Origin of the sequence: Thalassobius sp. MITS945101, from assembly GCF_047123305.1 — a bacterium.
Lineage (GTDB): Bacteria > Pseudomonadota > Alphaproteobacteria > Rhodobacterales > Rhodobacteraceae > Thalassobius.
On record NZ_CP138918.1, the window covers coordinates 2,432,900 to 2,445,595 of the forward strand.

At 53.3% G+C, this 12,696-nt stretch carries 10 protein-coding genes; 4 read left to right on the forward strand and 6 right to left on the reverse strand.

The features are described 5' to 3' along the window. Positions 1 to 266 precede the first annotated feature (266 nt). The 3 genes from SIC14_RS12165 to SIC14_RS12175 form a co-directional block, all read right to left on the reverse strand. Complete coding sequence (locus SIC14_RS12165) at positions 267 to 4,163, reverse strand: hypothetical protein (RefSeq protein WP_412562189.1); 3,897 nt, start codon at positions 4,161 to 4,163, stop codon at positions 267 to 269. A gap of 424 nt (positions 4,164 to 4,587) precedes the next feature. Continuing rightward, the gene (locus SIC14_RS12170) at positions 4,588 to 4,764 is read right to left on the reverse strand and encodes a hypothetical protein (RefSeq protein ID WP_412562190.1); all 177 of its coding nucleotides are present in this window, start codon (positions 4,762 to 4,764) and stop codon (positions 4,588 to 4,590) included. 642 nt (positions 4,765 to 5,406) lie between these two features. Beyond that, on the reverse strand, positions 5,407 to 5,811 hold the full coding sequence (locus SIC14_RS12175; RefSeq protein WP_412562191.1) for a hypothetical protein: 405 nt from the start codon (positions 5,809 to 5,811) through the stop codon (positions 5,407 to 5,409). 172 nt (positions 5,812 to 5,983) lie between these two features. Here SIC14_RS12175 and SIC14_RS12180 point away from each other — a divergent pair, with 172 nt between their 5' ends. The 4 genes from SIC14_RS12180 to SIC14_RS12195 all read left to right on the forward strand — a co-directional run bounded on the left by SIC14_RS12180 (position 5,984) and on the right by SIC14_RS12195 (position 8,166). Beyond that, positions 5,984 to 6,418 (forward strand): EF-hand domain-containing protein, encoded by a 435-nt coding sequence (locus SIC14_RS12180; RefSeq protein WP_412562192.1) that lies wholly within the window; start codon positions 5,984 to 5,986, stop codon positions 6,416 to 6,418. Positions 6,419 to 6,884: 466 nt separating this feature from the next. Continuing rightward, positions 6,885 to 7,421: an RNA polymerase sigma factor gene (locus SIC14_RS12185; RefSeq protein WP_412562193.1), complete on the forward strand. Its 537-nt coding sequence runs from the start codon at positions 6,885 to 6,887 to the stop codon at positions 7,419 to 7,421. An 11-nt stretch (positions 7,422 to 7,432) separates the two neighbouring features. Then, positions 7,433 to 7,783, forward strand: coding sequence for a hypothetical protein (locus SIC14_RS12190; protein ID WP_412562194.1), 351 nt, complete (start codon positions 7,433 to 7,435; stop codon positions 7,781 to 7,783). A gap of 5 nt (positions 7,784 to 7,788) precedes the next feature. Beyond that, the gene (locus SIC14_RS12195) at positions 7,789 to 8,166 is read left to right on the forward strand and encodes a periplasmic heavy metal sensor (RefSeq protein ID WP_412562195.1); all 378 of its coding nucleotides are present in this window, start codon (positions 7,789 to 7,791) and stop codon (positions 8,164 to 8,166) included. A 503-nt stretch (positions 8,167 to 8,669) separates the two neighbouring features. Here SIC14_RS12195 and uxuA read toward each other — a convergent pair. The 3 genes from uxuA to uxaC are packed head-to-tail and all read right to left on the reverse strand — an operon-like array spanning position 8,670 to position 12,672. Further along, positions 8,670 to 9,839: a mannonate dehydratase gene (gene uxuA / locus SIC14_RS12200; RefSeq protein WP_412562196.1), complete on the reverse strand. Its 1,170-nt coding sequence runs from the start codon at positions 9,837 to 9,839 to the stop codon at positions 8,670 to 8,672. Then, positions 9,836 to 11,269: a mannitol dehydrogenase family protein gene (locus tag SIC14_RS12205; RefSeq protein WP_412562197.1), complete on the reverse strand. Its 1,434-nt coding sequence runs from the start codon at positions 11,267 to 11,269 to the stop codon at positions 9,836 to 9,838. The genes uxuA and SIC14_RS12205 overlap by 4 nt, the downstream gene beginning before the upstream one ends. Next, a complete protein-coding gene (uxaC, locus tag SIC14_RS12210) occupies positions 11,266 to 12,672 on the reverse strand; it encodes a glucuronate isomerase (RefSeq protein ID WP_412562198.1) in 1,407 nt (468 codons plus the stop codon). The genes SIC14_RS12205 and uxaC overlap by 4 nt, the downstream gene beginning before the upstream one ends. Positions 12,673 to 12,696 lie beyond the last annotated feature (24 nt).

A 12,696-nucleotide genomic window follows, 5' to 3' on the forward strand; every position in this document is an offset into this window, starting at 1 on the left:
TCACGCGACATGACCTAAACGTCTCAATAGATCATTTTGGCAGATTACATGGGAAAACGGCCTCGGATTTCTTCCGAGGCCGTTCGCAAGTCTGACAGAGACGGACGAATGTGATGGCGCTGGGCTGACGACATTGTCAGGCTTTGATACAAGGGCGGGAAGCGGAAGTTCGCTGCAGGTGCCAACGGTTAGGACTTAAACGTTGGGAGCAGACATTGAGCGGCAAACGATTAACTGGCGGACCCTATTCAGGAAACTATGTCGGATCACTCACCCTTTGAACGCTCTTCGAAGCGCGTTTCAATATCCGTAAATGTGACGACTTCGACGGAGTGCTTGTCAGCCAATTCCGCAAAAATCAAAGGAGTTGGCTGGCTGAGCAATAAGACACGCTCCACTGTTGCAATCTCCATGCCAACGTAGTTGCCCACCTTATCGAGGTTCGCCTCAATCTCTTCACATCTGTTCAAGTGCTTCTTGAGGTCGTCTGGCTTGCCGTTGTGCTTGATAATGCCTTGGTACTTCGATAACCGATTTGCGACTTCGCCGATTGTTTTGTCAAAAGACAAATCTTTGCATTCGATGATGAGAAGACGCTTACCAGCTTTGTTCCATGCCAGCACATCCACATCACCAAACGTCGGCGATTTCTGCCTGTTGAAAATCTGACCATCCGATTGATTTGACTTGGCTTCCCAGCCGATCTCAACAAACTTCTTCGCTACAATGCTATTGAACTCTTCGCCCACCTCGCCATTGATCGCGTCCATCAACTTAAAAAGTTTCCCGTTCGTTCTGAACATGTCATGCGAGAATACGCCTTCAAGCGTATTCGCATAGAACCGTTCCAAGTGCAGAACGCACATGGCGGGAGCGATCATCAGCGTTGGGTCTTCTTCATCGTTCAACTGAACAATGGGTTTCGTCACCAATGACAGTTGTCTTTGAAATCGCCACGGATGCCACGCGTGGTCAGGATAACCATCTGGCACGTCAGTCCATGATGGGCGCGGTTGAAGCGTAAAGCTATTGAGACACTTACCGACTATTTCATAGTCAAGTTCGATGTCCTTCCCGATCCGTTTAACAAGAGCTGAGCGTGGCTCTTTGATGATCGGCTTGCCATCGGTCTGCAAGATCATCCAAAAACCGCCGATAAATCTGAGAAAATCTTCGGCGCTGAAGCCGAACTCATCAAGCCAAGCCGTCTCAAAGGCATCCTTATCTTTCTGTTCTTTCTCGGAAAGATCGTGCGGTGTTTGGCTTGCTTCCTTGGACTCGTAGCGAGAGGCGTATTTTTTCTTCTCTCCTGCGAGGGAGTGTGCGGTAAAATGCTGACCAAACGGTCTTATCACAGCGTCGCTGAACCCGTGATCCATCATGACTTCACCAGCAGGTGAGATCACGATCTCTGGCGGCATAATGCCCGCAAGAATAGCTGCGCGGTACCCGCCCAGGTGATGCATCTGTGAGGCATCAGCAAGGAGTCTATTGATGTCCATATCACCAGGTTCGAAGCCTTTGTCTAATGGTGCTTCGCATATGGCAGCCTCAGCAATGATCCTCGATGCCATGCTTCCAGCAAATAGGCGTCCGATTTCTTCGGAGGCATCTTGAACTGCAAAATCGTCCGTATCGCTCAGTGCCTCAACCGCACCAAAGGTGCGCTTCCATACGTCACTTTCGTGCGAACAAGACTCGTGATTGAGCAACGAGCGCTCAAGTAAAGCTTCGCGATCAAAGGTTGCCACCTGTTTCTTGAACCGCGCAGCAAGCACATCGAGCAACTGAGTGAGATAAGCGGCACACGGGCCTTTGCCTTCAATTTTGTGACCGTCCGAGCGGTCGCGACACGACCATCCTAGTCCGATCCGTGTGAAGGCATCGTCTAGCTGTTCAACGACCAAAGGTGACGGCAAATGATCACGAACATAGTCGCGCAAATCTGGCTCAGAGAACGCGTGCAAGTGCCGCGCTTTCTCTGACTTCACTACCGACCAAATCAGCGTTTCAAGTTCATCTCGGTCTAGCTCGCACCCTTGCGCCTCAGCACATGCGCTGATCAGCGCCCCAACAAGTTGTCGCTCTCCGAAATTGTCCGCACGACGACCTGCTGACATGAAGCCCTCCTTGACATCGATGACAACGTCCACACTCTCGGACTGAGTGCCAGAGCGTCGCTCGATCAGGGAAGTAATTTCTTCATCGGTTGGTCTTGTTGCAGTCCCATCAATCGCGATCTCATCGTCACCAAAGGCAACATGGTGAGACATCTGAACACCCTGCGGGGTCTCATCTTGTGCATCAATCATGCGAAAAATTTTCTCGGCCCAGTGCATAGTCAGAGAAAGAAGCTGGTAGGCGCTATGTCGGTCCAAGCCATCCTTGCTGCTCACGCTTATCCAGTATTGCCCCTTTTCACCAAGATAGACATTTCGATATTCACCGTCGCGGTAGCCAGTAACATCAACGTAAAATGGCGATAGAGATCGCGTACCGTATCTTGGCGTTGCATGTGCGCGTTGCGCTTCTGCAAATGTACCATCTGGACGCTCCAAGGTCCGAATGTCAGACGCGAGATAGGATTCAATGCGAGCATCCAACAAACTATTTGTTGGAATATGCATCATGCCGGGATGGTCCGCAGTAACAAAATCATGCTCCAACTTCTCATGTTGGACGATGTGTCCATCGTTATTCATCATCCACGCCCACAAATTAAAAATGCCGTTTGCATTGATCAGGACGATATTCTGTTCTGACACGGCGTCTTGAGCATCCAATATCTTGAATAAGTCAGTAGTCTTGAATTTAGGCATGTCATGAAAAGCAAGCGCATCATGAGGGGGCATCAAATCAATGCGCCAACTTTGAGGGAGTTCAGGTGGTCTAAATCCGACATACCGACCCCAGCCGCATGGAATAACAAGTGTCAGGCCCTCGCGGAAGTCCGACGCCTCAACGCATTTTTTATGCGCTTCTTCGATTGATTTCCCCACATAATCCGAAATCGGGTCTACTGAGTTCGTGCCGATAAATGTTTCTTCTGCGAAGCCCTCAAAGCCATCAACAAAGAACAAGAGGTGTAGGTATCGCCCTTTATCCAGCTCCTGCACGAGTTGTGCGGCATGGAACGGGCCACAATACTGCATCTGAAGTGGCGGCGGATTTTTCTTGAGTAAGCCTTTATTGGCAAAAAGTTGCACGTACGCATTGGCAAGCGCTTCGTGCAGCTCTCTTTCCATGCCCATCCTTTGACATAGCGTTATCATCATATGACGGATCGCCGTGCCGATCATCGTCGGATGGAAGACGACCAGTTCATCCTTATGCAGGATGAGAGGATGCCAATCCAAAGGGCTATGACCAGGCTTATGGTCTAGGAGACCTTTCGAGTGATCTTTCTGAATAAAGAAGGGCTCAAGCGTTGACAGATCAATCGTATGGTCTTCAAGCTCACTCTGCGAGAAGACGACCCTTTCGCGTAACTCTCGCCACGTCTCTGGTGAGGGTTTGCCGATCCCCGATTTTGGTGTTGTGGCCCCTACATAGTAAGGCGGGACACCAAATCGCTCTGCAATCAGCTCGGATAGTACGAGGATCGAGCGAACACCATTTTTCATCATGGTGTAACGTCCGCCATTCGGCATGTCCTGTAAGATCGTCAAGAACATTTGAGTGTGGAAGCGATTGCCTTCAGCACTTCCCTCAAAAAGTCTATATTGCCGCCCTTCAAATGTGACAGGGGCAACAAATACATCTTCGGTCGCGTCTTCTTGCCTTCCGCACGTCCCCTTGTCGAGTGCGTTAAACCAAGCTGTTATATTAGCTGGCGTAGGCCGAGATTTTCCTTCTGCATGAAGGAACACTAAGTGGATCAGGACTTCCAAACGATAGTGGTTAGCCTGCAATTCAGGGATAGTCATCATAGCGCCAATAATGCGCAAACAATTCACACGACCGTATTTTTTCAGTGCCCTACAGACTGTTTTGTATTCTTTTGAGAAATCCCCAAATGTTTTGCTGAGGGGAGAAGGTGCGAAATCCTGCAGATTGACATTCTCGCCAAGATTTAAGCTCGCGATTGTTGCATCAGGCGGGCCTGCTTTTCCCTTTATAAAATCAGAGATCAGTTTTAACAGATCATCATCGTCTTTAGACACAATACCCTCGCATGGAGTTGACACATATGCATTTTCGTTTTCCGCAAAGGTCGACCTTGAGGCTACGCACGCAGCATACTCATTGGTACTTGGTTGTCGGTTCCTAGCGGGTCAGTGAAAACGGTTTTTAGGTTCAGGCAGTTGTGAAGCAAGCCTAGCGAACTCCAACGATGTGCGATTGGCTTCCGAGAAGTAAGCTGCCAGTTTCTCGATATCGCAGCTACCGGGGTCTGGTGCCGATGCTTTGAACTGCTCCAGATATGCCCTCGCGGCCAGCTCAAGCTGCTGTATCTCTTTTTGCTCTTCGGAGGAGCGTAAGGGTGAACGAAGTGTTGGCCCATTTCGCCATTCGTGGTCGCGCCAGGCGTCTCGAGAGGCTTGGCACCTTAGTTGAAACGTGGCGAAGCTCTGTTCAACGCTTGCTTCAGTCTTTTGTCTTTCCAATCGCAATGCGTTGATCTCGGCCCCTTTTTGTTGCTTTGAGTGCCGCCTTCATTGATCTCCGATCGAGCATCCAGAATGCGACACCAAGCGTCGCGACGATGGCTGTGTAGAACTCCAGCGGATTTGTCAGCAACAAGTACTGAGCGTATTCAATCATCGGCCTTCCCCTATATCGTCCAGCACCAACGAGCACCCACAACATGTGGTCGTTGGATGGCGCCAATTCAACCGTTGGGGCCGACCTAACCCCTACGCGGAAGTCATTGCTCTCATGAATGTCTCCTTTGACGGGTCGCACCGCAGCGACAGCTACCGTAGTCGGAAGGCAGCTTAGGGCCGGGTGCGACGACGCAAGATTGCATTGAGCGCCCGGATGCTGCGGTCGATCTAACGGCTGCGAAGAGCCCAACCTGTGAATTCGACTTTCTTGCTGCGTGCGCTCGCAGCGGAAAACTGCGGCAAGGGCAAAACAATCCGTGCCGCCTTGCGGCGGAAAAAACGGTCATTCGAGCGTTCTGCAGCATGGTTCAAGCGCCGAATTTACGAGTCGCGGGACAATGCTGCCGATCGGCCAGCAATAACGAAGGTCCGCTCTACCGCTTTGCGAACGTCGACTGTTATCTGCCGGCCAATGGCATACTAGAACACAAAATGCCCTGATAAAATCAGAAACAGGACCCAACTTTTCACAGGTGCAAAACCAAGTTCTGTCAAACAATCTATTGCTAGACAGTGCTTGGTCCGCGCTTTAGGCCCGCTCAAATGGATCGTGCCTGACCTCGAACAAGAGACATTAAAGTCAGCGCAATGCGCGAAGTTCGGATCGCGACAATGCTCTGTCACCGTTCCTATCGGCGCTTAGTAGCCGAGGGGCAATATAGCTGACGAATTCGTCGCGCGAGATTAATCCATCTCGATTTTGATCTGACGCGTAGGGATCCAGATCGGCTGGTCCGCCGCGCCGTTGTCCGACGGCCTGCTGCTGCATGGAAGCAATCTCATTCGCCTCGAGAATGCCGCTTGCATTTATGTCGAAGCGATCAAAGGTCGAGGCGCGGAAACTCTGAATTTCGCTGAACTGGAGCATACGGTCGCTGTTCACATCAAGCTGTTTCATGGCCTGACGCGGACTTTGAGCACTTGCAAGAGACGCGAGTGCAAGAGAGGCCGCAAAGACGGTCGGCAAGATCAGGTGCTTTTTCATCGTTCATTTTCTCCAAAGAAATTCGGTTGTGCAGCCGGAATAGCTATGAGTCATTACGCCTGTACGAACACGTCCTGACGTGACCCTGCAAAAAAATTGTGCTTTCCCGTCAGGTTTCTCCCTTCGCCGCGTATTGGTCTGTATCAACACCTCATTGAAAGGAGAGAGACAAATGAAGAAGTTAACCCTAATTGGACTGTGCATAGCTCTGGCAGCGCCGGCCTATGCTCAGATGGCCATGGTTGGTGACGACTTGCCAGCTTTCGAGCGAATTGACGAAAATGGCGATGGTGTGGTCAGCCGCGAAGAAGTTAATCGCCTTCGCGATTTGCGGTTTACCCGGCTCGACCGCAACTCGGACGGAGTGATCTCAACAGATGAGGTGATCGCGCGCCAAGACTTGATCCTGAAGCGCGCTGAATTGCGACAGTCGCGTCTTGCGCTCACAGCAGAGCGGCTCGATTCCGACGCTGATGGAGCAATTACTCGTGAGGAATTTGGTGGTCTGCCTGATTTCTTCGCCCTGATTGACGCGGATGGCGACGGCGGAATTTCCGAAGACGAAGCGCAAAACGCGCGGCAACGTCTTTCCGCCCTGCGGCCGTAATACGTAGATTGACCCTAGGCTTTCGAAAGGAAAACCATGACACATCGCCTTCTTCTGACCTCACTGCTTGTCGTCGGCTTTACCGCAGAGGTCGCCACCGCCGATACATGGACCCGGACAGGTCCGCGTATGACAGTTGAACGGAGCTATAACGATAGCGGCTCTGGAACCGTTTCGCGCGAGCTTCTGAACGGCGCGACGGTTGATCGCTCCATGTCCTGCGCTAGCTATCGGTGGCGAGCGGGATGCAGTAGCTCAGCCAATGTCCAGATCCAAAACGGTCAGGAATTTTCCGTTGAGCGAAACACGCTTGCTGGCCGGTACCGTGGCGGAGCCGTGACTTCAGTCACCGGTTCTGCGGGCAACACGGTGGTGTCTCCACGCCGTTGGCGTCGTTGGTAGTCAACGCTAGTTGAGCACAGTGTCGAACCCCAATACCCCACCACTCACGGATGACACCATGCTCATGGGCCTGATCGCCAAAGGCGATCAGGCTGCATTCACGGAATTAATGTCAAGGTTTATGCGCCCCCTCACTGTGTTCGCCACTCGGTTTCTGTCAAGCAAATCAGATGGTGAAGACGTCGCGCAAACTGTATTCATTGAAGTTTGGCGGAAAGCCGGATCCTTTGATCCCGCCAAGGCATCTGTTAAAACTTGGCTTTACAGTATTGCGCGAAATCGTTGCATTGACACGATCCGAAAGCGCCGCCTGAGGCAATTCGTCGGGCTTGACTCATCTGCCGCTGATATCCCATCGACGGATGCTGAGCCGTCCCAGATAGCTGCAGACCGGGCCGAGTTGCGGGCCGTCATAAACGAACTGGATCTATTGCCGGATCGTCAGCGCTTGGCGCTCTTGCTGCAGACTGTTTCGGATATGTCGACGCGAGAGATCGCGGACACAATGGCAACAAGCGATGGCGCAGTCGAACAACTCATCCGCAGAGCCAGGCGGACACTAAGACAGAAGTTCAATCGAAACAGTGACGTACGAACCTAGGGAGTCGAGAAATGAAGAACGAAAGACAGAAAACAGATGTGGAGTTCGATCAACTTCTTTCAGAAGCTCTAAAATGCGAAGTTGATGAAGAGCGCTTGATGCGGCACGTCCGCGCGGGTCTAGCCCAACCTGATTTCAGGCCTGCTTTCATGACGGGAATTGCGCAGTTGCTAGGATCCTTCCCAATGCGATGGCCGGCCACGGCTGTTACGGCTTGCCTTCTTACGGCTTTCTCAATCGGACTGTTTCTGCCCATTGACCCCGCCGCCAGCAACGAAGCTGAGGTGATCGCCTTTGCATTTGGCGATCCTGCCGCACTCAACACCTCTGGTCAGGTCCTACAGCAAAGTTTTTGGAGGTAGTTTAGATGAACAAGTCAAAGCTTCTGCTCGCTGGAATAGCCGCACTTTCGATCCTTTTGAACGCGATCTTTGCGGGTGTGGCCGTTCGGGTCTGGCTGCGCTCCTCGGATGGATCGACGCCAACCGCCGTTCTGTCGACGTTGCCGGATGAGCTTCGAGACGAATTGAGATCAGCGGTTTCTCAAGCTGATAGCCGAATTGCCGCAGCGCAGGTCGCGCTGCAACAGTCGCGAAGCAACCTTCAGTCTTTGCTCAGCGCAGACCAGCCAGACCTCCAGGCGCTGCAATCGGCCATGTCCGACGTTCGGGACAAGACAGTCCGGCTACAAACCGAACTGCATGCTGTAATCTTTAAGTATTATGCCACAACCTGGCAGCAGTGAGGCTTAATCATTTGACAATCGCAAATTATCGCGATCCCTCATGTGTGACCAGTGTGTGTAGGTTCTCCTGTGGCGCTCGGCACAGGTTCAAAGGTTAACACAGCTCCCTGAATGGCTCGAATTAGGGGGCAGTCTCACAATCCACAAGCCTAATCGTTTGAGTTTGCGCTAAAGATTGTGTTCTGATTTGCAAGCGACATCATGCCGGATTCATAGTGGCCCTCGGTGCAAGTTGAAGCATCTGTCACTATGGACTTGCAGTCAGATTTCGCCGCCTACCTCCTGAACATCGGCTCATTGACACGCAACGGCAGCGCTCCGACCGAGTCACTGCAAATTCATGGTTTTAGCGACATTGGCAAATGACCGGTCTCGTTCAAACTGCCACAACAGCTTTGCCGCATCGGAATCAGGCCGGTTTGGGCCCAAACCCACGGCATTCTGAACCGTAACGAATGACGGCTTACCATCTTAGATTCCGGTTTTCATTTTTTTGCTGCCACTCAGGCGCTCAAGGCGTGCAATACGCCACGAATTTCCGCCAGCCCCCGAAGTCTTCCGATCAGAGGATAACCGGGAAAGGTCTTCTTTTCAGGATCTGACAGTAGCTCGTGACCATGGTCGGGACGGAACGGGATTTTCCAATCCGGGTGCCCTGCAGACTTCCGCGCCTTTTCCTCCCCTAACAGGATGCGGCACAAGGCTGGAATATCCGTGTCCCCGCTCAGGTGTTCCGCTTCTTCGAACGAACCATCCGGGTCCTTGCGGACGTTTCTGATATGGGCAAAGTGGATCCGGTCGGAATACGTGCGTGCAATCTCGACAACATCGTTTGCAGGGTTGGCGCCCAGCGACCCGGAACAGAGCGTCAGACCGTTAGCAGGTGCGTCATTGACGCCCATAATCCACGCGATATCGTCGGCATCCGAAACAATACGCGGAAGACCGAGAATGTCGCGCGGCGGGTCATCAGGATGTACGCACATGCGCATCCCCAAATCCTGCGCGGTTGAAATGACCTCGTTCAAAAAGCGTTGGTAATTTGCCCGAATATCCGCTGCATCCATGCCTCGATAGGTATCCAGCGCGCGCTGCAATCCTTCGATATCATACCGGTCATAGGCGCCCGGCATGCCCGACATAATCGAGTTCAGCAGCTCTTTCTGATCTTTATCACTCGAAGCAGAGAACCATTCGCGCGCCTTTGCGATCACTTCGGTGGGGTAATCGTTTTCTGCTTCCGCGCGACCCAACATGCCGATTTCAAAGGCGGCCATCCGAAACGCCGAAAAGCGCAGGCAGGTGCCGCCATTTGCGACCGGTGAATTCAACTCAGTGCGCGTCCAGTCCAGCAGCGGCATGAAGTTGTAGCAAATGGTATGGACACCCTCTGCGGCCAGGTTCGCCATGGACTGCCGGTAGTTGGCAAAAAGCGATGCAAGATCTCCGGTGCCCCGTTTGATATCTTCGTGCAGTGGCAAGCTTTCTACCACATCCCATTCAAATCCAGCGGCCTTAATCTCACTGCGTCTTTCGGCGATCGTATCGCGTTGCCAAACCTCGCCATAGGGGATCTCATGCAAAGCTGTGACAATGCCTGCCGCGCCCGTTTGACGAATTTCAGAGAGCTGAATCTGGTCCAGGGGGCCATACCAACGCCAAGTTTCTTTCATAGCCGTATTCCTTCAAGTCGGGCGGTGTCGTGAAAATCGCCGAGTTGGCCCAGAATGGCGACCAATTCGTCGGCGATCCGATGGGTCGGCAGGTCGCCAAAAACCGGTGCTGATTGGAGCAAGCGCTCTACCAGATCGGCATCGTTTGACGCGTTGCTGACGGCCTGCAATAGTTGCTTCTCAATGGGATCGTTAAGTCCGGATTGTCCATTCTTTGACCAGATTTCGATAAACCTGAACCAAGCGGCCAAAACCACCAGCAACCTTTGGTACGGCTTTCCTGCCGCTAGGTTCTCGAACAGCGGCGCCAAAATGCGCTGCGGCAATTTCTGGCTGCCGTCCATGGAGATTTGTTCCAGCAGATGGCGGATTTCCGCGTTTTGATAGCGCGATTTCAGCTGCGCGGCATAATCGTCCAGGTCCGCGTCTGGTGGCGCGTCCAGAGATGTTGCGATCTCTTCGCGCCACAAGGCTTCAATAAACTTCTCGATACCTTCGTCGCGGATGGCCTCTGCGACGGTTTCATACCCCGCAAGTCTGCCAAGATAGGCGAGCGCTGAATGGGTACCATTGAGCATGCGCAGCTTCAAATGTTCGAAAGATTCGACATCGTCGACCAGCTGAGCGCCGGCGGCTTCAAAAGCTGGCCGGGCGCTATCGACGAAGTCGTCTTCGATCACCCACTGCCGGAATGGTTCGTGCGCTACAACCGCGGGATCGTGGTACCCGCTGATGCCGGACGCGCGGTCGATCAGTTCTTCGGTTGTGGCCGGAACAATCCTGTCGACCATGGTGCATGGGAATTTGCACTCCGCCTCAATCCAACGCACCAAGTCCGGGTCGATCCGCGCAGCAAATTCGCAGACGATCTGCCGGGTTAGTTTGCCATTTTCTGGCAGGTTATCCAAAGACAAAACCGTGAAAGGGCGCATTCCCTGACGCCACCTCATTTCCAGAGCGCGCACCAGAAACCCGGGCGCGGATCTTGGCGTGGGGTTTTGCAGATCATGTTTGATATCGGGATGGTCAAAGTCGAGCACAGTATTCGCGCCTCCGCGACAGTACCCTTTTTCCGTTACCGTCAGACTGACGATCCGGGTTGCCTTGGCGATCAATTCCTGCAGAACCGCGTTAGGATCCTCGGGCGCTACAAGGACGGATGTGACGACATCGACGACCTGACATTTCAGCCCCTGACCTGACAATTCCAAAGCGGTATAAAGACAGCCCTGTTGAACCAACTTGTCACGAACACCCGGGGATCTGAGCGAGACGCCAACGACCCCCCAGTCGCCGCCCGACTGCGCCATGGCTTCCTTGATGTAGATTGCCCCATGCGCCCGGAAAAAGGCGCCAAGCCCCAGATGTACAATGCCGGCTTTCGGTGCTGGTTCAGCTCTGCGCAGCCTTTTTTTGTTCTCGGAATTCATAGCCGATAGGCCCGCTTTGCAAGGTTGACCGTAAGATCCTGCGCCAGTTCGAAAGCCTCGTCTTCGCGCAGGCGACCAGATGTGATCAGCGAAGCGAGGAAGGCGCAATCCACGCGGCGGGCAACGTCATGCCGCGCCGGGATGGAACAGAAAGCGCGGGTATCATCGTTAAAGCCCACAGTGTTGTAGAAACCGGCGGTTTCCGTGGTCAGTTCGCGGAACCGGCGCATCCCGTCGGCGCTGTCAAAAAACCACCAGGCCGGGCCAAGTTTCAATGCCGGATAAACGCCCGCCAGCGGGGCCAGTTCGCGACCATAAGCAGTTTCATCCAGTGTAAAGACAATGAGTGTGAAATTCGGGTCGTGTCCGGCAACGTCCAGCAAGGGTCGCAGGTCGCTCACGTAATTTGTTCTGCGCGGAATATCGAACCCCTTGTCAGCCCCAAATCGACTGAACACTTCCGAAGAATGGTTTCGGTATGATCCCGGGTGGATCTGCATGACCATCCCGTCATCCTGGCTCATCTTTGCCATTTCGGTCAGCATCTGCGCCCGGAAAAGTTCGGCCTGTTCCGGAGTATGTTTCTCACTGACGACTGAATTGAACAGCGCCTCTGCTTCGCTCGCCGCCAGATTGGCCGTTCTCGCTGTGGGATGGCCGTGATCGGTGGCTGTCGCACCATGTTCGCGGAACGTCTGACGCCGGGCGCGATGGGCGTCCAGATACCCCTGCCAGGTTGTCGTGTCGCAGGTGGTGATCTCTGCGAAGTTCTGAAGATTTGCCGAAAATTGCGGATGGTCCGGGTCGATCACTGCGTCCGGGCGATACGTCGTGATTACGCGCCCACGCCAGTCGGATTTCGTGATCGCGTCGTGGTGTTCAAGCGTATCCAGCGCGCCTTCGGTCGTGGCGATCACGTCGATATTGAAGCGGTCAAACAAAGCACGCGGTCGAAACTCTGGCTGCGTCAGAGACTGCGCAACCTGATCGTAAATTTCGTCTGCCGTCTCACCTGACAGAACCTGACTGACGCCAAATACCTCTTGTAAAGAATGGTCGATCCAAAGGCGCGACGGCGTGCCCCGGAACAGATAGTAATGCGAGGCAAAACGCCTCCAGATCTCTCGTGGGTCCGTCTCAAACGCGCTGCCATCATTCGGCTTTATGCCCAGATCTTCCAGGGCGACACCCTGCGAATAGAGCATCCGAAAGACATAGTGATCCGGGGTCACAAACAGGGCCGCCGGGTTCTCAAATGACGCGTTCCTTGCAAACCAGGCAGGGTCCGTATGGCCGTGCGGGCTAACGATTGGCAGGTCACGGATGCTCGCAAAGAGAGCCCGGGCCAACCCCAATCCTTTCGGGTTGCCCGGGAATAGCCGATCATCATCAAGAAGTTTCAATGCTCTAGTCTCTTTTCTTGGCGC

Bases quoted from the DNA above. Each gene is read 5' to 3' on its own strand.
- SIC14_RS12170 (WP_412562190.1), bottom strand. From the start codon at position 4,764: ATGATTGAATACGCTCAGTACTTGTTGCTGACAAATCCGCTGGAGTTC.
- SIC14_RS12175 (WP_412562191.1), bottom strand. From the start codon at position 5,811: ATGAAAAAGCACCTGATCTTGCCGACCGTCTTTGCGGCCTCTCTTGCA.
- SIC14_RS12180 (WP_412562192.1), top strand. From the start codon at position 5,984: ATGAAGAAGTTAACCCTAATTGGACTGTGCATAGCTCTGGCAGCGCCG.
- SIC14_RS12185 (WP_412562193.1), top strand. From the start codon at position 6,885: ATGGGCCTGATCGCCAAAGGCGATCAGGCTGCATTCACGGAATTAATG.
- SIC14_RS12190 (WP_412562194.1), top strand. From the start codon at position 7,433: ATGAAGAACGAAAGACAGAAAACAGATGTGGAGTTCGATCAACTTCTT.
- SIC14_RS12195 (WP_412562195.1), top strand. From the start codon at position 7,789: ATGAACAAGTCAAAGCTTCTGCTCGCTGGAATAGCCGCACTTTCGATC.
- uxuA (WP_412562196.1), bottom strand. From the start codon at position 9,839: ATGAAAGAAACTTGGCGTTGGTATGGCCCCCTGGACCAGATTCAGCTC.
- SIC14_RS12205 (WP_412562197.1), bottom strand. From the start codon at position 11,269: ATGAATTCCGAGAACAAAAAAAGGCTGCGCAGAGCTGAACCAGCACCG.